Source organism: Nannocystis exedens, from assembly GCF_002343915.1.
In the GTDB taxonomy this organism is placed as follows: domain Bacteria; phylum Myxococcota_A; class Polyangia; order Nannocystales; family Nannocystaceae; genus Nannocystis; species Nannocystis exedens.
Genome location: NZ_NETK01000001.1, coordinates 10,355,587 through 10,375,243, shown reverse-complemented (window position 1 = coordinate 10,375,243; position 19,657 = coordinate 10,355,587). Strand labels below are relative to the sequence as shown.

The window sequence follows — 19,657 nt, the reverse complement described above, 5'->3', positions numbered from 1 at the left end:
CTCACCAGGAGCCTCGCTCTCGACCCGCACGCGCGCGCGAGTTCGCGACGGAGCGCGCGCCGGGCGTGGTATGGATCGCCGCCATGCTGGTGCTGATCGCCGACAAGTTTCCTGCGAGTGGTCGTGAAGTCTTGGGTCGCCTCGGCGAGGTCGTGTACCGGCCGGAGCTCTCCGCCGAGCAGCTGCCGGCCGCGCTGGCCGAGACGAAGGCCGACATTTTGGTCGTCCGCTCGACGGTCGTCAGCGAGACCGCCCTTGCCGCCTCGCCGCCGCTGTCGCTGGTCGTGCGTGCCGGAGCCGGCACCAACACGATCGACACCGCGGCCGCCAGCCGGCGCGGGATCTTCGTCGCCAACTGTCCCGGCAAGAACGCGATCGCCGTGGCCGAGCTGACCATGGGCCTGATCCTCGCGCTCGACCGGCGGATCGTCGACGCCACCCTCGAGCTGCGCCACGGCACCTGGAACAAGAGCAAGTACGGCAAGGCGCGCGGCCTCAAGGGTCAGACCCTCGGCCTCGTCGGCTTCGGCATGATCGCCCGCGAGGTCGCCGTGCGCGCCCGCGCCTTCGGCCTCAAGCTCCTCACCTGCGCCCATCACCCGATCGCGCCCGAGCTGCTCGAGGCGCACGGTGTGGTCCAGGTCGCCGACCTCGGCGCCCTCCTCGACGCCAGCGACATCGTCAGCGTCCACGTCCCCTACTCCAAGGCCAACCACCACCTGATCGGCGCCGACCAGATCGCGCGCATGCGGCCGGGCGCCACCCTGATCCACACCTCGCGCGGCGGCGTCGTCGACGACAAGGCCCTCGCCGAGGCCGTGCGGTCCGGTCGGCTGCGCGCCGGCCTCGACGTCTTCGAGGGCGAGCCGGCCGGCGGCCAGGCCGACTTCAAGAACATCGCCGGCGACGTCGGCGACATCTACGCCACCCCGCACATCGGCGCCTCCACCGAGCAGGCCGAGTCGGCGATCAGCGACGAGGTGGTGCGGATCATCGAGAGCTTCGTCGCCCGCGGCATCGTCCACCACGCCGTCAACCTCAACGAGCGCGTCGCTCGCTACAGCCTGGTCGTCCGCCACCTCGACCGCGTCGGCGTGCTCGCCGGCATCCTCATGGCCCTGCGGGAGGAGCGGGTCAACGTCCAGGGCATGAGCAACACCATCTTCGCCGGCGGCGAGGCGGCCTGCGCCACCATCACCTTCGAGCAGGCGCCGAGCGACGAGTGCCTGCAGCGGCTCCGCGATCACGAGGCCATCCTCGCCGTCGAGCTGCGCGCCGCCCGGACATGAGCGCCTCGGCCCCCGCGCAGGCGCTGGCGCTCCTCGCCCACGGCAGCCCCGATCCCGACTGGCTGAGGCCGGTCGAGCAGATCGCCGCGCGCCTGCGCGTCCTCGCTCCGGCGCTGACGGTCGCGATCGCCACGCTCGAGCACGGCCCCGCGCTCGGCGACGTGATCGCGCGGCTCGGCGAGAGCGGCGTGCGCCGCGTCGTCGTCGTGCCGGTGTTCCTGTCCGGCGGCGGGCGCCACTTGAAGCGCGACGTCCCGGAGCTGGTCGCCCGGATCCAGCGCGACCACGCGAGCCTCGAGATCGCGCTCTCCGGCGACGCGCTCGCCACCGACCCCGACGTGCTCGACGCCCTCGCCGCGGCAGCGCTGCGGCGAGTGGCGCTATCCTCCCCGGCATGAGCGCGTACGACGTCGTGTTCTCCAACCCCTCGCTCGACCCCAACCACCCGGTCGAGGGCCCCGTGTTCGTCAATGCCTCGCCGCGGAGCTTCGTGGTCGTCCTCGCGGTCGAGCTGACCCGCGACCCGCAGCAGCCCGACGCCCGCGCGATCCTCCACGGCATCGACAGCACCGAGAAGGGCCAGCAGCACGTGATCGGCTTCGCCGCCCCGGCCACCGTCCACCGCACCACCGTCGCCGTCCGCCTCGCCGCGATGGAGGACGGCAAGCCCCGCCCGCTCGGCGTCGAGGTCGCCACCCCCGGCGCCGTCTGCACCGTGCGCGTGCTGTCGGCCTCGCCGCTCTGAAAGACATGTCCATCGGGACATGTTTTTTAAAACATGTCCCGACGGATCTCCCGACACGGACGGCGAAGACCAGCCTCACGCCGGCAGCGGTCGGCGCAGCGTCCCGGTGTCCGGGTCGAGGTTGAACAGCGTCGCCAGCGCCTCGTACAGCTGCGGGTCCTGCTTGCGCAGGCGCAGCGGCTGCTCGAAGAACACCTCGACCGCCACCGCGAACAGCTCGGCCGAGTTGGTGCCGGCGTACGCGCGCAGCGGCCCGCCATTTTTTCGGCGTACCGCCTTCAGCCGGCTGCGGACCAGCTCCTCCCAGCCGGGCACCGCCGTCCACGCGAAGCGGTCGGGCGCCCCGTCGGCCGCGCCGTCGGCCATGTCGAGCACGTGGGCCAGCTCGTGCAGCACCACGTTCTCGCCGTCGGGCTTGCGGAAGCCGAACCGGATCTGCTTGCGCGAGAACAGCACCGGCCCCTGCAGGTGGACCTGGCCCGCGATCCCGTGGTGGTCGCCGGGCTCGCCGTCCTCGTTCCACTGCGTCGGGTGGACGACGATGTCGCGCACGTGCGGCCACTCCCAGTCGGGTCGCCCGTGGATCAGCATCGCCGCCCCGGCGCCGATCATCACCTTGACCTCCTCCGGCACCACCGCGCCCTGCGGCCCGTAGATCCGGTGCTCGGCCAGGAACACCGCCACGTCGCCCTCGAACCGCTTCTGCGCCGGCGGCGTCAGCCGCCCGTAGAACGGCACCCGCTTGCTCAACAGCAAGCGCCAGCTCTCGGGCACGGGCGCCAGCGCCAGCCGCTCGCGCCGCGTGATCGGTCGCAGCGCCGCCGCGCGATAGCCGAGCCCGACCAGCGGCCCCAACACCACCATCCACCACGGCGCCACCGCCAGCACGAGCACCGCCGTCACCACCGCGATCGCCGCTGCGATCGCCGACTGCAACCGCACTGCCGCCCGCGCCAGCACGACGACCGATCTACCGCGACCCGCCGCGCTCGCCTACCCCGCCGTCCTGCGGCGCCCGGCCGTCCGCGTCTGCGCCGAACTCGCTGACCTCCGCCGGCCGGCCTCGCTCGTCACCGGCGCGCGCGCCTACCCGCGCACGCCTGCCTCGGCTACCCTGCCGGTGCGCGTGCCGATCGACGCCCTCGCCCTCCCGCTGCTGGTCGTCACCGCGATCGGCCTGTTCGGCTACGCCCTCTACTTGCGCCGGCTCGGCCTGCCTGACGCGCGCACCGGCTGGGCGATCGTCGCCTTCATCGTCCTCGCCGCTGCGCTCGCTTGGCGGCTCGCGCCGAGCAGCCCCGGCTTCGTCGCCTTCGGCCTCTACCTCCTCCTCGTCATCGCCCCCGTCTCGCTGCAGACGCGGCTGCACCGGGCGATCGGCGCCGGCGACGAGGAGCGAGCGCGGCGGCTCGCCTGGTTGCTCGCGCGGATCCACCCCACCCGGGCCGTGCGCGACGAGCTGGCTGCCCTGCCGATCATCCTCGCCTTGCGGGCCGGCGACGAAGTCCCGGACGCCGAGCTCGATCGCGTCTCGCACGGCCTGCCGCAGGTGCGGCGCGCCTTCGACATCGTCCTCCTGCACAACCGCCGCGACGTCGACGCCGTGCGGGCCGCCTTCGCCGATCCCGAGGAGCGGGCCGGCCTGTTCGCCCAGGGTCTGGGCTCGATCTACGTCCAGGCCGTCGCCTGCACCGACCCGGACGGCGACGCCCTCGCCGAGGCCCTCGCGCGGGCGATCGCCGGCGACCCCACCTTCCAGCAGCCCGAGCGAGCCGCGCGCCTCATCATTCAGGCCCACGCGCTCGCCGGCGACGTCGCGCGCACCAGCGCCCTCGCCGAGGGCCTCGGCATGTACCTCGCGCGCGGCGATCGCGAGCTGTGCATCGCCCTCGCCGAGTGGTGCGCCGGGAGGCCCGACGCCGCCCGCCGCACCCTCGCGCGCGCGCTCGAGCACCACGGCGAGCACCGGATCGCCCGCTCCACCCTCGTCTCGCTCGACGCCATGATCGTGCGCCGACCGCCGCGGCCCGCGACCACCCGCACGCCCGCGCTCGACCATCGCCTGGCCGCCCTGCGCCGCGGCGCCCCGGCCCTGCGCGCCGTCTCGACCTTCCTCGGCCGCCACGCCGTGCGCCCGCGCCTGACCTGGGCGTGGATGGCCGTCCTCGTCGGCTTCTACGCCGTCTTCGCCGCCGCCGGCGATCCTTACGACCCCGACCACGCCTACGCCTGGGGCGCCCTCTTTACCGGCGACTTCGGCCCGTCCGAGGCCTGGCGGCTGGGCACCCTCACCCTCCTGCACGTCGGCGGCCTGCACCTCACCCTCAACGTCCTGATGCTGTGGCGCTTCGGCACCTTCGTCGAGGCGCTCTACGGTCGGGCCCGCCTGGCCGCGATCTACGTCCTCAGCGCCGCGCTGAGCGGCCTCGCCGTGGTCTTCCTGCGCGACCCGGCCAGCCCCTTGCTGCTGATCGGCGCCTCCGGGGCGATCATGGCGCTGGGCGGGGCCGTGATCGCCGCCCTGCTGCTGCGGCGCGACCTCCGGAGCACCCGGATCGGCCGCGCCGAGCTGGTCGCGCTCGCCATCCTGTTCGGCCTCCAGGTCGTGTTCGACAGCGTCACCCCCGAGGTCAGCGGCACCGCCCACGCCGCCGGGATCGCCGCCGGCGCGGTCCTCGGGGCGCTGTTCCTGCCGCGGCGTTCGCGTGGCTTCGCGGACATGCTCGAACAGACAGGGTGATTCAAACATGTCCTCCGCGACATGCCCTTGAAGCCACCCGTGCGCGCCAGCGCGCGCCGCCCGTATGGCCGGGCGCGTGACTTCGACCGCGTGAGCTTGGCCGTGCCCCGACGAGCCCTGGCACACGCACGAGCCCGGCGCGCCGGCGAGGCCCGGCATCGGGTAAGCTGCCGCCGTTTATGGTCACCGAAGCGGTCACCGGCGGCGGGGCCGGCCCTGGCGAGCCGGACGCGAACGCCCTCCGCTTCGGCCGCTACGTCGTCCTCAGCCGCATCGGCGAGGGCGCGATGGGCGTCGTCTACAGCGCCTACGACGAGATCCTCGACCGCCGCGTCGCCGTCAAGCTGGTCCGCCGCAAGCTCAGCGGCGACGTCCCCGGCCGCGCCCGCCTGCTGCGCGAGGCCCAGGCGCTGGCCCAGCTGTCGCACCCCAACGTCATCCAGGTGCACGACGTCGGCGAGTGGCAGAGCCAGATCTTCATCGCCCTCGAGTTCGTCCACGGCCGCACCCTCACCGAGTGGCTCGAGGAGAGGCCGCGCTCGTGGTCCGAGATCGTCGAGGTGTTCGTCCAGGCCGGGCGCGGCCTGGCCGCGGCCCACGGCGCCGGCATCATCCACCGCGACGTCAAGCCCGACAACTTCATGATCGACAGCGACGGCCGCGTCCGCGTCATGGACTTCGGCCTCGCCCTCCCGGTCGGCCTCGGCGGCGAAGGCGACGCCGCCCCCGCGCTGTCGCAGTCGGGCCGCGCGGTGCTGCGCATGACCGCCGCCGGCTCGCTGATCGGCACCCCGGCCTACATGGCGCCCGAACAGTTCCTGCGCGAGCCGAGCGACGGCCGCACCGATCAGTTCGGCTTCTGCACCGCGCTGTTCGAGGCGCTGTTCGGCTACCGCCCGTTCCCCGGCAGCACGATCGAGGAGGTCAGCCGCAACGTCCTGCTCGGCGAGCGCGCCCCGATCCCCGCGCGCACGCCCGTGCCGGTGCGGATCCAGCGAGCCGTGCTGCGCGGGCTCGAGAGCGATCCGAACCAGCGCTTTCCGACCATGCACGACCTCCTGGCCGAGCTGGCCCCGGCGCCCGAGCGCGGCCGCAAGCGCGTGCGCTGGGCCCTCGCCCTCGTCGGCATCGCCGCCGCCTCGTTCGCCTTCGTCCAGGCCGGCACCGGCGGCACCTGCCGCGACGCCGCCGAGCACCTCGTCGGCGTGTGGGACGAGGCCCGCAGCGCCACCGTCGAGCGCGCCATGCTGGCGACCGGCCTCGACTTCGCAGCCGACACCGCCGCGCGCACGCGTCAGGCCCTCGACGCCCACGCCGCCGCGTGGACCGACGTGCACGTGCGCACCTGCGAGGCCCACCGCGCCGGCGAGCGCTCGAGCGCCGCGCTCGACCTGCAGATGCACTGCCTGCAGCGGCGCAAGGCCGAGCTCGACGCGCTGGTCGACGTCCTCGCCGAGGGCGACCGCAGCACCGTCATGAACGCCGCCCAGGCGGTCGCCGGGCTGCGCTCGGCCGCCTCGTGCGGCGACCCGGCGGCCCTGATGGACGAGCAGCGCCGCCTCGGCCTGCCTTCCGATCCGGCCGTGGCCGCCCGCGTGCAGCTCTTGCAGCGCGACCTGGCCCAGGTCGAGGCCCTGTTCCTCGCCGGCCAGATCGATCGCGCCGTCGCCCTCGTCGAGCGCACCATTCAAGCCGCCGAGGCCGCCGGCTACGCCCCCACCCTCGCCGAGGCGCTGTTCTGGCACGGACGGATCCACAGCGAGACCGGCGAGCTCGACCAGGCCGCCACCTCGCTGTGGGACGCCTACCTCACCAGCATCCGCGCCGGCCACGACGCCATCGAGCTGCGCGCCCTCGTCACCGACGTCCACGTGCAGGGCTACGGCCTCCACGACTACGCCGCCGCCGAGCGAGCCGCCGCGATCGCCGGCGCCCTGATCGCCCGCCACCCGCCCGAGGTCGGCGTCGAGGCCGAGCTGCTCAACAACCTCGCCAACTCGCGCGCGGCCGAGGGCCGCCTCGGCGAGGCCGAGGCCCTGTACCGCCGCGGCATCGAGCTGCGCCGGCGCACCGAGCCCGACAACCTGCTGCCGCTCGGGATCACCCAGATCGGCCTCGGCGAGGCCATGCGCGTCAGCGGCCGCGTCGAGGAGGCGAGCGCGGTCCTGCACGAGGCCAGCGTCACCCTCGACCGCTACCTCGGCGCGCGGCACCCCTTCACGTGCGTCGCCCGGGCCAACCTCGGGCTCGCGCACCTCGAGCTCGGCCACCTCGACGAGGCCGGCAGGCTGATCGAGCCGGCGCTGCCGCAGATCATCGCCGCCTTCGGCAACGACCGCCTCGACTTCGCCGAGTACTTCGCCGCCACCGGCGCGCTGCACCTCGGCCGCGGCGCGGTCACCCGCGCCCTCGCCGACCTCGAGCGCGCCCGCGACCTCGCCGAGCGCTCGCAGCAGCCGATCATCCGCGCCGTCACCCACTTCGCCCTCGCCCGCGCGCTGTGGGACCACGAGCCGAGCCAGCGCGAGCGCGCCCTCACCCTCGCCCGCCAGGCCGAGCGCGACGCGATCGTCACGCGCAACGCCCGACGCCAGCGCGAGATCGCCGCCTGGCTGGCCACCCACGCCGCCGGGGCGTGAGTCGCAGGCGCTGAAGGACATGTCGCCGAAGACATGGCTTTCTAGAAATGTTCATCAGGACATGCTCCTGAGAACATCCGCTCTCGGCGATGCGCGCCGGCGACGCCGTCGCCTCGCCGTGGCCGCGGCGTCGGCGTCCGCCCTGGCGCCGCCCGGCGAGGTCGCATGTCCTTTCGGACGCCCGGCGACGCTCACCGCTTCGCGTGCCGCTGCAGCCACGCATCCGCCTCCGCCAGCGCCTCCGCGTCGCCGGCCGCCGCGAAGCCGCCGCGGGCCAGCCGGGCCAGCTGCTGCGCGCGCGCCCGGTCGCCTCCGGTCTCGCCCAGCACCTGCGCCAGCGCCAGGCGGGTCGGCGCCAGCTCCTCGTCCGACTGCGCCAGGCGCTCGCCGATCGCCAGCGCGCGCTCGAGGTTCGGCAGCGCCGCGGCGGGGCGCCCGGCGGTCAGCTCGATGTCGGCCAGCGACAGCAGCACCTCGGCGACCGCCGCGTGGCCCGGCCCGCGCGCGCGCTCCTCGATCGCCAGCGCCCGCAGGTACAGCGGCCGCGCCGCCTCCGGCCGGCCCGTGTCCTCCTCGAGCAGCGCCAGGTTGCTCAGCGGCTGGGCCAGGTCGGCGTGTTCGGGCCCGTACGCCGCCTCGAGCACCGCGATCGCCCGCGTGTAGAAGCGCCGCGCCTCCGCGTGTTCGCCGAGCAGGTGGTGCGTCGCCCCGAGGTTGCCGAGCGTCGCCGCCAGGTCGGGGTGCTCCGGCCCGAGCACGCGCTCGTACAGCTCGAGGTTGCGGCGGTGCAGCACCAGCGCCTCCGCCGAGCGACCGTCGCGCTGCGCCAGATCGGCGAGGTTGTTGATCGCCGCCGTCAGCGCCAGCGACTCGTCCCCGTGGGCCGCCGTCAGCAGCTCGAGCGCGCGGCGGGCCAGCCGCTCCGCCTCCGCGACCTCGCCGCGGCGCACCGCCAGCGTCCCCAGGTTGAGCAGGCTCGCGCCGACGTACGGGTGCGACGGACCGAGCGCCGCCTCGCTCAGCGCCAGCGCCTGCCGGTGCAGCGCCTCCGCCCCGTCGAGGTCGCCGCGCAGGCTGCGGATCATCGCCAGCGAGCTCAACGGCACCGCCAGCTCGGGGTGGTCCAGCCCGAGCGTCGCCTGCTGCAGCGCCAGCATGCGCTCGTACTCCGCCTGCGCCGCTTCGAACATCCCCGCGTCGTGGAGCGCCGCCCCGCGGATCCCCGCCAGTCGGGCCGCGCGCGGACCTTCCGCCTCCCCGAGCCGCACCAGCAACATCTCCGCCGTGCGCTCCCACGCGTACGCCTCCGCCGGCCGCGCCAACAGGTGCGCCAGCGACGTCAGCTCGAGCGCCGCGTCGGCCGTGATCGCGTCGAGCCCCGCCGCGCCGGCGATCCGAAAGGCCCGCTCGAGCTCGCGGCGCGCCGGCTCGAGCTGCGTCACGCGCCCCGCCAGCACCCCCGCCTCGATCCGCGCCCCCGCCTCGATCGCCGGCCACGCGGCCGTCCGCGCCGCCTCTGCCACCGCACGCGCCAGCGCCAACCCCTCCGCGTAGCGACCCGCTGCCTGCAGGCCCTGCGCTCGCGCCAGCTTCGACCGCGCCGCCTGCCTCGCCGCCGGATCGCCGCGCTCGTTGACCGGACCGCTCGCGCGCGCCTCGGCGCACGCCGCCGGCGCCGCCAGCGACGTCGCCAGCGACACCGCCCGCTGCACCACCTCCGCGTCCGCCGCCGCGAACAGCTCGAGCGCCAGCTCGAGCCCCGCGCGTCGCTCCGCCAGGCACTCGATCGCCGCCGCGTGATTCGCCGGCGTCAGCGTCTCCTCCACCTCCGCCGCCACGCACAGCTGCTCGCGCGTCTCGTGCCACGCGTCGCGCCAGCGAGCGAGCCGCGGCTCGACCCGCGCCCACGTGTCGGCCCCGTACGGCGCCGCCGCGGCCAGCCCCGCCGCAGCAGCCTCGGCCCGTTGCGACCACATCGCGTCGATCGACCCCGCCGCCGCCGCGCAGCCGCTGCGCGCCCGCTGCTCCGTCAGCGCCGTGAACCCGAACCCGGTCATCCCCGCGATCGCCACCGTCGCCACCGCCGCGAGCCCCCACCGGCTGCGCGACGGATCGCGCCCCAGCGCCGTCAGCAACGCCGCCATCGACGGCCAGCGCTGGTCCGGTTCGCGCGCCACCCCGCGTTCGACCACCCGCCGCACCCACCGCGGCACCGCCGAGTTGCGCGGCGCCGTCGGCGGCGGCCCCTGCGTCAGCGCGTACGTCAGCGTCACCAGCGTGTCGCCCGCGAACGGCCGCACCCCGTACAGCGCCTCCCACAGCATCACGCAGAAGCTGAACTGGTCCGTGCGGGCGTCGGTCGGCAGCCCCAGCAGCTGCTCCGGGGCCATGTACGCCGGCGTCCCCAGCAGATCGCCGGCGCGCGTCAGCTCCAGCGACGGCGCCTGCCTCGGCGCCGGCGTCCCCAGCAGATCGCCGGCGCGCGTCCGCTCCAGCGACGTCGCCTGCCTCGGCGCCGGCGCCGGCTCGGTCTCGGCCTCGGGTTGCGCCTCGGCGATCGATCGCGCCAGCCCGAAGTCCATCACCAGCACGCGGCCGTCGTCGGCCACCATCACGTTGTCGGGCTTCAGATCGCGGTGCACCAGCCCGGCCGCGTGGGCCGCCGCCACCCCGCGGCCGACCTCCATCGCCACCGCCACCACCGCTCGCCACGGTCGCGGCGCCGCCGTCAGCCAGCGGCGCAGCGTCACCCCGCGCACGAACTCCATCGCCACCCACACGTCGTCGCCGAGCGTCCCGACGTCGTGGACCGTCACCACGTTCGGGTGGGTCAGCCGGGCCATCGCCTGCGCCTCGCGGACCAGCCGCGCCCGCGCCGTCGCGCTGCCGCGCTCGCCGGCCGTCCGCAACAGCTTCAGCGCCACCTTGCGATCGAGCTCCGGATCGTAGGCCGCGAACACCACCCCCATGCCGCCCGCGCCGAGGCGGTCGAGCACCACGTAGCGACCCACCAGATCGCCGCGGCGCAGCGCCGAGCCGGTGCGACCTCCGGGCGGCCCGCCCGCGGCCAGCGTCGCCTCGTCCCCGCGCGCCGCCAGCGTGTCCGCGACCCCCGAAGGCGCGTCCGAGCCGGCCAGCGTCGCCTCGTCCCCGGTCGGAGCGGGCGTGTCTTCGTCGCCCGCGGGCGAGGGCGAGCCGGGCAGCGTGGCCTCCGAGCTCGCATGCCCGTCGCGGTTCCGCGGATCGACGCTCTCGGGGATCACGCCGCCGCGAGCCTACCACAGCCGCTCGCCGCCCGTTTAGCGCGCCTGCGCGCACGACCGGCTCGCCGAGGGGCCCGCACTCGCGAGCCTCCGCCGGGGCCCATCTCCAACTTCAGGACATGCTCTCATAAACATGTTCTCATGGGCATGTCCACAAAGACATGTCCTTCGCGACGCACGCGACCGTGGCCCTGCACGACCGCACCGCGCCCGACCCGCCGTGGGTCTGCGGGCGAGCGCCCTCGAAGCGCAGTGACTCTTCACCTGCACCGATGGACATGCCCATCGAGACATGCCCTTTAAAACATGCTCGTTTCCCCGGCTCGACGCGACCCCGCTCGGCCCCCTCGCTCTCACGCTCGCTCCCTGCTCGACGCGGCCCCGCCCGGCGCCCTCGCGCTCGCGGTCGACCCCGGCTCGACGCGACCTCGCCCGGCGCCCTCGCGCTCGTGCGTTCGACGCGGCCCTGCGCTCTCGCGCCGCGGCCCTTTCGTTCAGCGCGGCAGCAGCCCCGCGTCGCGGCTCGCCAGCGCGAACGCTCGCCGGACCTGCGCCTCGCCGGCCTCGCGCGCCGCGGCGCGCGTGCGCAGCCCCGCCAGGCTGTCGTCGTCGAGGCGGTCGAGCACGGCCCTCGCCAGCCGCGCCGCCAGCCCGTTCTGCGCCCGGCGCAGCAGCTCGCGGCACGCGTCGGGCCGGTCGCGCAGGGCCAGCACGGCGCGCCACAGCCCGCGCTGGCGGGCGGTGCCCTGGGCGCCGTCGGCCTCCTCGCACATCGCCTCCGCCGCCGACGCCACCGTGCCCGCGTCGCTCCAGCTCCACGGCGCGCGCACCGGCCACTCGCGCGTCCCCTGCTCCGGCGGCGGCGGCTCGAGCTTGCGCGCCTCCGCGATCCTGCGCTCGAGCAGCGCCTGGAATTCGCCGAGGTCGCGTTGGCTCAGGATCGCCTGCAGCGACTCGATCACCGGCGCCAGCCCGAACGGCGCCGGCTGCTCGCCCGCGAGGAACAGCGCCCGCTGCAGCGCCAGCTCGACGAACCCGTGGTCGACCAGGCGATCGAGCTCGTTCGGCAGCGGCAGCAGGGCCTCGGGCGTCTGCGCCACCCCGCGCGACTTCAGCCGCTCCGCCACCCCGCTGCCCTGCAGGTAGCGGCGGGCCCGCTGGCGCTCGACCGCCAGCAGCGCGTCGTCGCCGGCGTGGGCCGTGCGCTCGACCGCCAGCATCACCCGCATCAGCTCGTCCTCGGTCGCCGCGAACAACTGCTCGAGCCCGGCCACGCGCCGCTGCCAGTACGTCTGGCAGAACCCGCGCCCGAAGTGCAGGAAGCGGCCGGCCAGCAGGCGCCCGAACGGCGGCAGCGGCTGCTCCGGCGGCAGCCCCAGCTGCGCCAGCGCCTCGCGATAGACCCGGGCCAGCAGCGCCGCCGCGCGGGTCCGCTGCTCGTGCGTCAGCCCGCTCGCCGTCTGGGCCCCGATCGCCCGCAGCACCCCGCCGAGCACCGCCTCGTCGATCGGGCTCACCACCGCGGTCACCGGATCGGGCGCCTCCGCCGGGTTCAGCGAGCCCGTCGCCGGGCGGTCGATCGCCGCCAGCCGGGCCAGGCCGGCCAGATCGGGCGCCGCCGCCAGCTTGGGCGCCAGCGCGGCCGCCTCGGCCGGGCTGCCCGCCTGCAGCAGCGCCGCCCGCAGCGCCGCCGGGCTGGCCTGCACCTCCGGACATGTCCAAACGAGCAGCACCGCGTCCTCGCCCGAGCCCGCGGCGGCGGCCGCCGCCAGCCCGGCGCAGTCGCCCTCCGCGCGCGCCGGCGTCGGCTCCCCGCCCGCGCTCGGCGCCCCCGCGCCCAGGTCGGCCTTCACCCCCGGCAGCACCTCGACCGCCGGCGGCCCGCAGCCGAGCGCCAGCGCGACTGCCCCCGAGCACATGCCCCATCGCACCTGCCCCAAAAGCCAGCCAGCGCCGCGCCCCGACCGCCGCGCTGCGCCGCGCTCCCCAGCTCCCGCCCGCTCGCCGGACTCCGCCGGCCCGCTCCACGTCTCCCCGCCGCTCGACCGCCGCGCCCCGCCGCCGTCCGCGGCTCCCGCCCGCTCGCCGGACTCCGCCGGCCCGCTCCGCGTCTCCACGCCGCTCGGCCGCCGCGCCCCGCCGCGCTCTGCTCCCGCCGCCCCGCCCGCGAGCGACCGCAGCCGCGCGAGGGCTGTCCCGAAGACCATGCGCGAACGGACCTGTCCCATCGGGCTCACTGGTCCACGAGGCGGCGGATGACCTCGCGGATCCGCGTCAGCCCGCCGGAGTTGCGGCGCAGGAACTCCACGCCGACGCCCTCGGGGCCCCGGGTGTTGCGCACGATCGACGTCAGCTCGAGCGGTCGAGCCCCGCCCGGGGTCGTGATCTCGATGATGATCTCCTCGCCGAGCGTGAGCCCCGCGTCGGTCAGGAGCAGCGCCCCCGCCTCGGAGATCTCCGAGATCGTCGCCGGCAGGAGGTCGCTGGCGTCGCTGCGGCGCCAGCGGATCTCGACCAGGACCGGCTGGCGCAGGTGCCGGCGGCGCGGCGCCATCGTCGCCTTCCCGAGGGCCACCTCGCGGAGAAACTGCAGCTTGCGCCACTCGCTCCCCGAGCAGCGCAGCACCCCCCCCGCGCGGACCCGGAGGCGCGGCCGCGCCATGTGCCACTTCTTGCCGATCGCGCGGATCAGCATCTTCCCGTTCATTCCGGTGAAGAACACCTCCGCGAGCACCTCTTCGCCGGGCTCGAAGCGCTCGGTCGTGAAGACCTGAAGCGCCTGCTCGTCCCCGGCCGCGCGCAGCGCCGCCGCGAAGGCCTCTCCGGACGCGTAATGGCAGCGGATCCGTCGCACCGTGGCAACCTGGGCGGGCGACACCATAGCAGTCCCGCGCGCGGCCTCGCAACCCTGCGCCGGCGCGAGGTACTCTGCGCCGGCCGCCTTCCCTGCCGCCCGCGCCTCCCGTGCCTTCGCCTCCCCGCCCTTGCTTGCCATGAGCGTCGCCGACAGTCGCCCACGCCCGCTCGTCCTGCTCCCCACCTACAACGAGCGGGACAACGTCGAACCGATCACCGCGGCGATCCTCGCCGCGCTGCCCGACGCGCGCGTGCTCATCATCGACGACGGCAGCCCTGACGGCACCGGTGAGCTCGCCGACGGCCTCGCCGCGGCCGACGCCCGCGTCCACGTCCTCCACCGCACCGCCAAGGAGGGCCTCGGCCGCGCGTACCTCGCGGGCATCGACTGGGCCCTGCAGCATCCGCACGACTTCACCCACATCATCACCATGGACGCCGACTTCTCGCACGACCCCGCGTATCTGCCGGGTCTGCTCGCCGCCGTCGGCGAGGGCGGCGCCGACTTCGCGATCGGCTCGCGCTACGTGGCGGGCGGCGGCACCCGCGGATGGAGCTTCGGGCGGCGCCTGCTGTCGCGCGGCGGCGGCCTCTACGCCCGCACCGTCCTCGGCCTCGGCCTGCGCGACCCGACCGCCGGGTTCGTCTGCTACGGCCGCGCCGCCCTCGCCGCCCTCGATCGCGGCGCCGTGGCCGCCAGCGGCTACGGCTTCCAGATCGAGATGAAGTACCGCCTCGTGCGCGCCGGTCGGCGCGCCCGCGAGCTGCCGATCGTGTTCCCCGACCGCGAGCGCGGCGCGTCGAAGATGACCCCCGCGATCGCCCTCGAGGCCGTCGGCCTGTGCCTCCGCCTCCGATTCCTCCGCCGGTCCTGAAGGACATGCCCGTTTCACCCTGTCCCATTCACCCTGTCTCAACCGACATGTTCTGAAATTATGCCCGCATCCCGCGTCTACCTGTCCACCATCGGCCGCCCCCTCGACCCCGCCGAGGCGGCCGTGCCCGTGCTCGACCGCGGGTTCTTGTTCGGCGACGCCGTGTTCGAGACCCTGCGGACCGCCGGCGGCCGCCCGGTCGCGTGGGGCGCCCACACCGCCCGTCTGCGCCGCAGCGCCGCCGGCATCGGCCTCGACCTGCCCTGGTCCGACGACGAGCTGCGCGCGTTCGTCGACCTCACCCACGGCGAGACCGGCAACGCCGACAGCGTCGTGCGGATCGTCGTCACCCGCGGCGTCGCCCCGCTGATGCTCGACCCGCGGAAGGCGCTCACGCCGACCCTCGCGGTGCTGGCCGTCCCGCTCGACCTGCCCGACGAGGCCGGCTACGCCCGCGGCCTGCGGGCCCGGATCGTCGACGTCACCCGCGCCCCCGCCAGCGCGCTCGACCCGACGTTCAAGACCGCCAACTACCTGCCCAACATCCAGGCCCTGCGCCAGGCGCTGGCCGCCGGCGACGACGAGGCCGTCCTCATCAACCCCGCCGGCCTCGTCGCCGAGGGCGCCACCAGCAACGTGTTCGCGGTCCTGAACGGCGTCCTGTTCACCCCGCCGGTCTCCGACGGCATCCTGCCCGGCATCACCCGCGCCGCCGTGCTCGACCTCGCCGGCGCGCTGGCGATCCCCGCCCACGAGTCGTCGCTCCACCCGTTCGACCTGCGCGCCGCCGACGAGGTGTTCTTGACCTCCTCCGTGCGCGGCCCGATCGCCGTCACCACCCTCGACGGCTTCCCGGTCGCCGCCGGCAACGAGGGTCCGCTGACGAACAAGCTCCGCAACGCCTACCAGGCCGCCCTCCCCGGCCTGTGAGCCGCCCCGAGCGCCTGTCCCCGGGGACATCCTCACGCCGGCCGACGCCGCTCGGCCCGGCGCGCCGGCTCGCTCGGGCGAGCCCCTGTCCCTGAGGACATCCCACGCGCCGGCCACCGCTGCTCGGCCTGGCGCCCGGAGACCCGGGTGCCGAGCTCCTGTCCCTGGGGACATCTCACGCGCCGGCCGGCGCCGCCCTGCCTGGACCGTCGGTTCCTCGTCGAGGACACCCCCCCGGGACGCGGCGCCGCTCGCCCCGGGTCGCCGTGTCCCGAGGAGCATGTCCCTTCGGACATGCTCCTTCGACCCCTACTCTTCAGGCCTGTTCGTTTCGACCTGTCCCGTGCAGCGGTCGCGGGCGATCACCTTCGGCTTCGCCGCCGGCGTCGCCGTGATCCGGGTCGTCGCGCCGCGGCGGGTCCGCAGCCAGCGGGAGTCGGTCGCCCCGGTGCGGCCGTCCTCGGCGGTCACGCGGAGCGGCCCCCCGCGGCGGCGGGGCGACGACGCGCACTCGCCGGGCACCAGCGCCGTGCCGCCGGCGCGGACCACCAGGGCCCGGTCGGGCTCGCCGCGCACGCAGATCCGCGGGGGATCGGCCGGGCGGCAGGCCCGCGCCTCGGTCCGCTCCCAGCCGGACCGGGCGGCGCACCCGAGCGTGAGGAGCGCCGCCGCCCACAGCAGCGCGCTGTGGCACACTGAGCGGCGATGGCCCGCCGTCCTCGCCGATCGTTCGCCCGCGGTCCCCAGCCGCTCGCCGACGCCGTGTGGAAGTTGGTCAAGACCATCGTGCCCGATCACATGATCCGGCTCGTCCACGTGCGCGCCGCGTGGGAGCGGATGGGCATGCCGTGGCTGCGCGGGCGCGCCTATCCGCTCGCGGTCGTGCGGGACGAGGTCATCGTCGTGGTCGAGGACAGTCAGTACCACCACGAACTGATGTACTCGCGGGACGACCTGCTCCACAAGCTCCAGCAGCTCGCCCCCGAGGCGCGCCTGACCGGCCTGCGCTTCCGCCTCGGCGCCGTCCCCCCGCCGGGCCCGCGCAACCCCGCGCAGCCCGCCAAGGCGCCCGGCCCGCCGCCCATGACCGCCGAGCCCAGCGAGGCCACCAGCCGCGCCCTCTCCAGCGTCGCCGATCCCGAGCTGCGCCAGGCCATCGCCGGCGCCCGCGTCATGCTCGGCCGCAGCTGACCGCCGCGGCGGCACCTGCCCCGACCCGTCCCGCAGCACAGCCGGCCGACCTGCTCCGAAGTTCAGCCTGTCCCGAAGTTCATCTCCGTATCCGACCTGTCCCGATGGTCATCTCCCCGCGCACCCCCGCCCTCGCCTGCCTCCTCGGCCTCGCCGCCTGCGGGGCCGGCGAAGCTCCGCCCGCGCCCGCGCCCGCGCCCGCCGTCCAGCCGACCGCCGCGCCGACCGGGTCCGGGCTCGCCGGCCTGTTCGGGCGCAAGCAGCCGGAGTGGCGCTTCGACTTCAAGGATCCCAGGCCGGGACCGCGGGCGCCGGTCACCGCCGCGATGCACGCCGAGGTCGGCCTGCATCGCGTCGCCGACGCCGAGGCCCTGGCCGCGCGCCTCGGCCTCACCTGCGGCGACACCTCGATCCGCGCCAGCATGGAAGGCCGCCGCAAGGCCGAGCGCAAGCGGATCGAGGAGGCTCGCGCGCGCGGCGAGGACGCCGTCACCGCCGCCTCGTGGCTCGATCGCAAGAGCAAGCGCGAGGCCAACCCGCAGGTCCGCTTCAGCTGCCCCAAGACCCGCAGCGAGCAGCTCACCGATCGCCCGCGGCCGCCCTCCGAGGGCCGGCTGCTGTTCGTGTTCGACAGCGCCGAGCACCCGCTGCGCCACGTCTCGTACCAGCGCACCGCCAAGGACCCCGCGCCGGCGCTCGCCGACTACCAGGACGCCGTCGCCCACTACACCCGCGTCTACGGCCCGCCCACCCGCGTCCCCGCGCGCGAGCTGCCCGCGCCCGCGCCCGACGGCACGATCGACATCCCCGTCGCCACCAACTTCGAGACCGAGTGGGCCTTCTCCGACTTGCTGGTGAAGGTCAGCCTGCTGCGCTACGCCAGCCTTATCACCGTCGGTGAGCGCGTCGAGGTGCCGCCCGGGATCCGTCCCGACGCCCCGCGTCTCGGCAAGCCCGCGCCCGCAGACGCTGACCCACCGGCGGCCCCCTCGCCTTCATCCGTGAGCCCGACCTCTCCGCCGCCGCTCGCCGCCGGCCAGTCCGCCGCCCCGAGCCGCCCCGCCGCGACCCCGCCGCCCGCGGCCCCGACCGCCGCGACTGCCGGCTAGCGCCGCGCCGCACCGCCCGCCCCGCCCTGTCTCCTTTAATAAAGATAATAAAGAGTCGACGGCCCGCGCGGGACATTGCGCCGCGCAAGCCGGGCCGCCATCATGCGGCCCTCGTTCGCTCGTGGAGATCTGGATCGCCCTCAACGACTGGCTGACGGCCATCAACGCGGTGTTGTGGCACGACAGCGTGCTCTACGCGGTGATGGCCACCGGCCTCCTCTTCACCGTGTGGAGCGGCTTCTGCCAGTACCACTCGCTCACCCACGGGGTGACGATCATCCGCGGCGCCTACGACAAGGCCGACTCGCCCGGCGCCATCAGTCACTTCCAGGCGCTGTCGGCCGCGCTGTCGGCCACCGTCGGCCTCGGCAACATCGGCGGCGTCTCCGTCGCCATCGCCCTCGGGGGCCCGGGCGCGGTGTTCTGGATGTGGATGGTCGGCCTCGCCGGCATGGCGCTCAAGACCACCGAGGTCACGCTGTCGATGCTCTACCGGCGCACCGACAAGCCCGACGAGCCGAGCGGCGGGCCGATGTGGGTCGCCGACGACGGCCTCGCCCAGCGCAGCCCCAGGCTCCGCGGCGTCGGTCGCGTCCTCGGCGTGCTGTTCTGCATCACCCTGCTCATCAGCACGATCACCGGCGGCAACATGTTCCAGGCGTGGAACGTCGGCGTCGTCACCGAGATGAGCTTCGGCGTGCCGCAGCAGGTCGTCGGCGTCGTCCTCGCGGTGCTGGTCGGCCTCGTCATCCTCGGCGGGATCAAGCGGATCGGGGCCGTCGCCGGCACGCTGGTCCCGGCGATGTGCTTCCTCTACCTCGCCGCCGCGCTGTACGTGCTCGCGGTCCACGTCGCCGACATCCCCGCGATGCTGCGGCTCATCGTCGCCTCCGCCTTCTCGCCGGCCGAGGCCACCGGCGCGTTCGTCGGCGGCACCTCGGGCGCGGCCTTCGTGTGGGGCATGAAGCGGGCCCTGTTCTCGAGCGAGGCCGGCCAGGGCACCTCGCCGATCGCCCACTGCGCCGCCAAGACCGACGAGCCGGTGCGCGAGGGCGTGGTCGCCGGGCTCGAGCCGTTCATCGACACTCTGGTCGTCTGCACCCTCACCTCGCTGGTCTTGCTGGCCAGCGGCGCCTGGTGCCGCGACGGCGAGACCACCCTGCGCGAGCCGCCGATCGCGGTGCAGATCGAACCTGGCTGTTGGGACCTGTCCGATACGCCATTGCCCGGGAAACATCCGAAGGCGCTGGCGATCACCGGCAGCGACTGGCAGCCCGAGGACCAGGTGTTCATGCTCGCGCGCTACGGCGCGATCGATCCGGCGACCGGCGGCGACCTGCAGCGGGTCAGCGGCGTCGTGACCGTCGGCGCGGGAGATCGCCTCTATGTAAATTGGACCCCGGTGGGCTCGCCGGACGCGCCGCTCGCCAGCGCGCCTGCGCTCGCAGGCCTCGACGTCTACAAGGACTACGTCGGCGCCGCGCTGACCAGCCACGCCTTCGATCGCGTGGCCCCCGGCCTCGGGAAGTGGCTGGTCGCGGTCGCCTCGTGGCTGTTCGCGGTGTCGACGATGATCTCGTACGCCTACTACGGCGAGCAGGGCATGGTCTACATGGCCGGACGGCGCTCGATCGTCCCGTACAAGATCGTCTATTGCCTGAGCATCCTGCTCGCCTGCGCAGGCTGGATCAGCACCGAGGCGGAGCTCGACAACATCACCTCGGTCGGCACCGGCGTGATGCTGTGGGTCAACATCCCGATCACGCTGCTCTTCGCGGGCGTGACGATGCGGGCCTACCGCGACTACTTCGCGCGTGTACGCGCGGCACGGCGGCGTTGAGCGTCACACGTGTCCGCGTCGCGCCGCGGCCGTGACTCCACGCGCATCGGCCCCCCGAGGTCGGCCAAAGCCCGCGAATTCGCGGCGCAGCGAGGTCCTGCGCGCGGGCGCGTCCACGCGCATGCGCGCTGGCGCCTGCGCAGCGGCCGGCGCGCCCCGCGAATCGTGGCGCATGGCCGA

The 19,657-nt window shown here is 75.0% G+C and carries 15 protein-coding genes; 10 read left to right on the top strand and 5 right to left on the bottom strand.

The genetic code is table 11. The features are described 5' to 3' along the window. The first annotated feature begins 83 nt into the window (after positions 1-83). Genes NAEX_RS40435 through NAEX_RS40425 form a run of 3 tightly spaced genes read left to right on the top strand, consistent with a single transcriptional unit; the run spans position 84 to position 2,034 of the window. The gene (locus NAEX_RS40435; protein WP_096332795.1) at positions 84-1,289 is read left to right on the top strand and encodes an NAD(P)-dependent oxidoreductase; all 1,206 of its coding nucleotides are present in this window, start codon (positions 84-86) and stop codon (positions 1,287-1,289) included. Continuing rightward, positions 1,286-1,687, top strand: coding sequence for a sirohydrochlorin chelatase (locus NAEX_RS40430; protein ID WP_096332794.1), 402 nt, complete (start codon positions 1,286-1,288; stop codon positions 1,685-1,687). Before NAEX_RS40435 ends, NAEX_RS40430 begins: the two co-directional genes overlap by 4 nt. Continuing rightward, complete coding sequence (locus NAEX_RS40425) at positions 1,684-2,034, top strand: hypothetical protein (RefSeq protein WP_096332793.1); 351 nt, start codon at positions 1,684-1,686, stop codon at positions 2,032-2,034. The genes NAEX_RS40430 and NAEX_RS40425 overlap by 4 nt, the downstream gene beginning before the upstream one ends. Positions 2,035-2,109: 75 nt before the next feature. On the opposite strand, the gene NAEX_RS40420 is transcribed toward NAEX_RS40425, so the two are convergent. Further along, positions 2,110-2,994, bottom strand: coding sequence for a M90 family metallopeptidase (locus tag NAEX_RS40420; RefSeq protein WP_143140637.1), 885 nt, complete (start codon positions 2,992-2,994; stop codon positions 2,110-2,112). Positions 2,995-3,160: 166 nt separating this feature from the next. Here NAEX_RS40420 and NAEX_RS40415 point away from each other — a divergent pair, with 166 nt between their 5' ends. Together NAEX_RS40415 and NAEX_RS40410 are read left to right on the top strand one after the other, a co-directional pair. Beyond that, positions 3,161-4,774 carry a rhomboid family intramembrane serine protease gene (locus tag NAEX_RS40415; RefSeq protein ID WP_143140638.1) on the top strand — a complete coding sequence of 538 codons (1,614 nt, stop codon included), beginning with the start codon at positions 3,161-3,163 and terminating at the stop codon, positions 4,772-4,774. A gap of 179 nt (positions 4,775-4,953) precedes the next feature. After that, positions 4,954-7,413, top strand: coding sequence for a serine/threonine-protein kinase (locus tag NAEX_RS40410; RefSeq protein ID WP_096332790.1), 2,460 nt, complete (start codon positions 4,954-4,956; stop codon positions 7,411-7,413). Between the two features lie 191 nt (positions 7,414-7,604). Here NAEX_RS40410 and NAEX_RS54110 read toward each other — a convergent pair whose 3' ends face one another. The 3 genes from NAEX_RS54110 to NAEX_RS40395 form a co-directional block, all read right to left on the bottom strand. Continuing rightward, on the bottom strand, positions 7,605-10,676 hold the full coding sequence (locus NAEX_RS54110) for a serine/threonine-protein kinase (protein WP_096332789.1): 3,072 nt from the start codon (positions 10,674-10,676) through the stop codon (positions 7,605-7,607). A gap of 494 nt (positions 10,677-11,170) precedes the next feature. Beyond that, positions 11,171-12,595: a hypothetical protein gene (locus NAEX_RS40400; protein ID WP_096332788.1), complete on the bottom strand. Its 1,425-nt coding sequence runs from the start codon at positions 12,593-12,595 to the stop codon at positions 11,171-11,173. Positions 12,596-12,909: 314 nt separating this feature from the next. Continuing rightward, entirely contained in the window at positions 12,910-13,530 is a 621-nt protein-coding gene (locus NAEX_RS40395; RefSeq protein WP_170136422.1) for a PilZ domain-containing protein, read from the bottom strand. Positions 13,531-13,669: 139 nt separating this feature from the next. Between NAEX_RS40395 and NAEX_RS40390 the strand changes: the two genes are divergently transcribed. Then, on the top strand, positions 13,670-14,407 hold the full coding sequence (locus NAEX_RS40390) for a polyprenol monophosphomannose synthase (protein WP_096332786.1): 738 nt from the start codon (positions 13,670-13,672) through the stop codon (positions 14,405-14,407). 60 nt (positions 14,408-14,467) lie between these two features. Then, entirely contained in the window at positions 14,468-15,337 is an 870-nt protein-coding gene (locus tag NAEX_RS40385; protein ID WP_096332785.1) for an aminotransferase class IV, read from the top strand. A gap of 309 nt (positions 15,338-15,646) precedes the next feature. Here the strand turns inward: NAEX_RS40385 and NAEX_RS40380 are convergent, their stop codons facing one another. Next, positions 15,647-16,033 (bottom strand): hypothetical protein, encoded by a 387-nt coding sequence (locus tag NAEX_RS40380; RefSeq protein WP_096332784.1) that lies wholly within the window; start codon positions 16,031-16,033, stop codon positions 15,647-15,649. Between the two features lie 9 nt (positions 16,034-16,042). Here NAEX_RS40380 and NAEX_RS40375 point away from each other — a divergent pair, with 9 nt between their 5' ends. From NAEX_RS40375 to NAEX_RS40365, 3 genes are all read left to right on the top strand, one after another. Continuing rightward, positions 16,043-16,528 carry a DciA family protein gene (locus tag NAEX_RS40375; RefSeq protein WP_096332783.1) on the top strand — a complete coding sequence of 162 codons (486 nt, stop codon included), beginning with the start codon at positions 16,043-16,045 and terminating at the stop codon, positions 16,526-16,528. Positions 16,529-16,632: 104 nt separating this feature from the next. Beyond that, positions 16,633-17,637, top strand: a complete 1,005-nt coding sequence (locus NAEX_RS40370; RefSeq protein WP_096332782.1) for a hypothetical protein — start codon at positions 16,633-16,635, stop codon at positions 17,635-17,637. 121 nt (positions 17,638-17,758) lie between these two features. Further along, entirely contained in the window at positions 17,759-19,477 is a 1,719-nt protein-coding gene (locus tag NAEX_RS40365; protein ID WP_096332781.1) for an alanine/glycine:cation symporter family protein, read from the top strand. Positions 19,478-19,657: the final 180 nt, after the last annotated feature.

Coding starts and splice junctions, on each gene's coding strand:
- NAEX_RS40385 (WP_096332785.1), top strand. CDS start 14,468: ATGCCCGCATCCCGCGTCTACCTGTCCACCATCGGCCGCCCCCTCGAC.
- NAEX_RS40430 (WP_096332794.1), top strand. CDS start 1,286: ATGAGCGCCTCGGCCCCCGCGCAGGCGCTGGCGCTCCTCGCCCACGGC.
- NAEX_RS40425 (WP_096332793.1), top strand. CDS start 1,684: ATGAGCGCGTACGACGTCGTGTTCTCCAACCCCTCGCTCGACCCCAAC.
- NAEX_RS40370 (WP_096332782.1), top strand. CDS start 16,633: ATGGTCATCTCCCCGCGCACCCCCGCCCTCGCCTGCCTCCTCGGCCTC.
- NAEX_RS40390 (WP_096332786.1), top strand. CDS start 13,670: ATGAGCGTCGCCGACAGTCGCCCACGCCCGCTCGTCCTGCTCCCCACC.
- NAEX_RS40400 (WP_096332788.1), bottom strand. CDS start 12,595: ATGTGCTCGGGGGCAGTCGCGCTGGCGCTCGGCTGCGGGCCGCCGGCG.
- NAEX_RS40410 (WP_096332790.1), top strand. CDS start 4,954: ATGGTCACCGAAGCGGTCACCGGCGGCGGGGCCGGCCCTGGCGAGCCG.
- NAEX_RS40435 (WP_096332795.1), top strand. CDS start 84: ATGCTGGTGCTGATCGCCGACAAGTTTCCTGCGAGTGGTCGTGAAGTC.
- NAEX_RS40375 (WP_096332783.1), top strand. CDS start 16,043: ATGGCCCGCCGTCCTCGCCGATCGTTCGCCCGCGGTCCCCAGCCGCTC.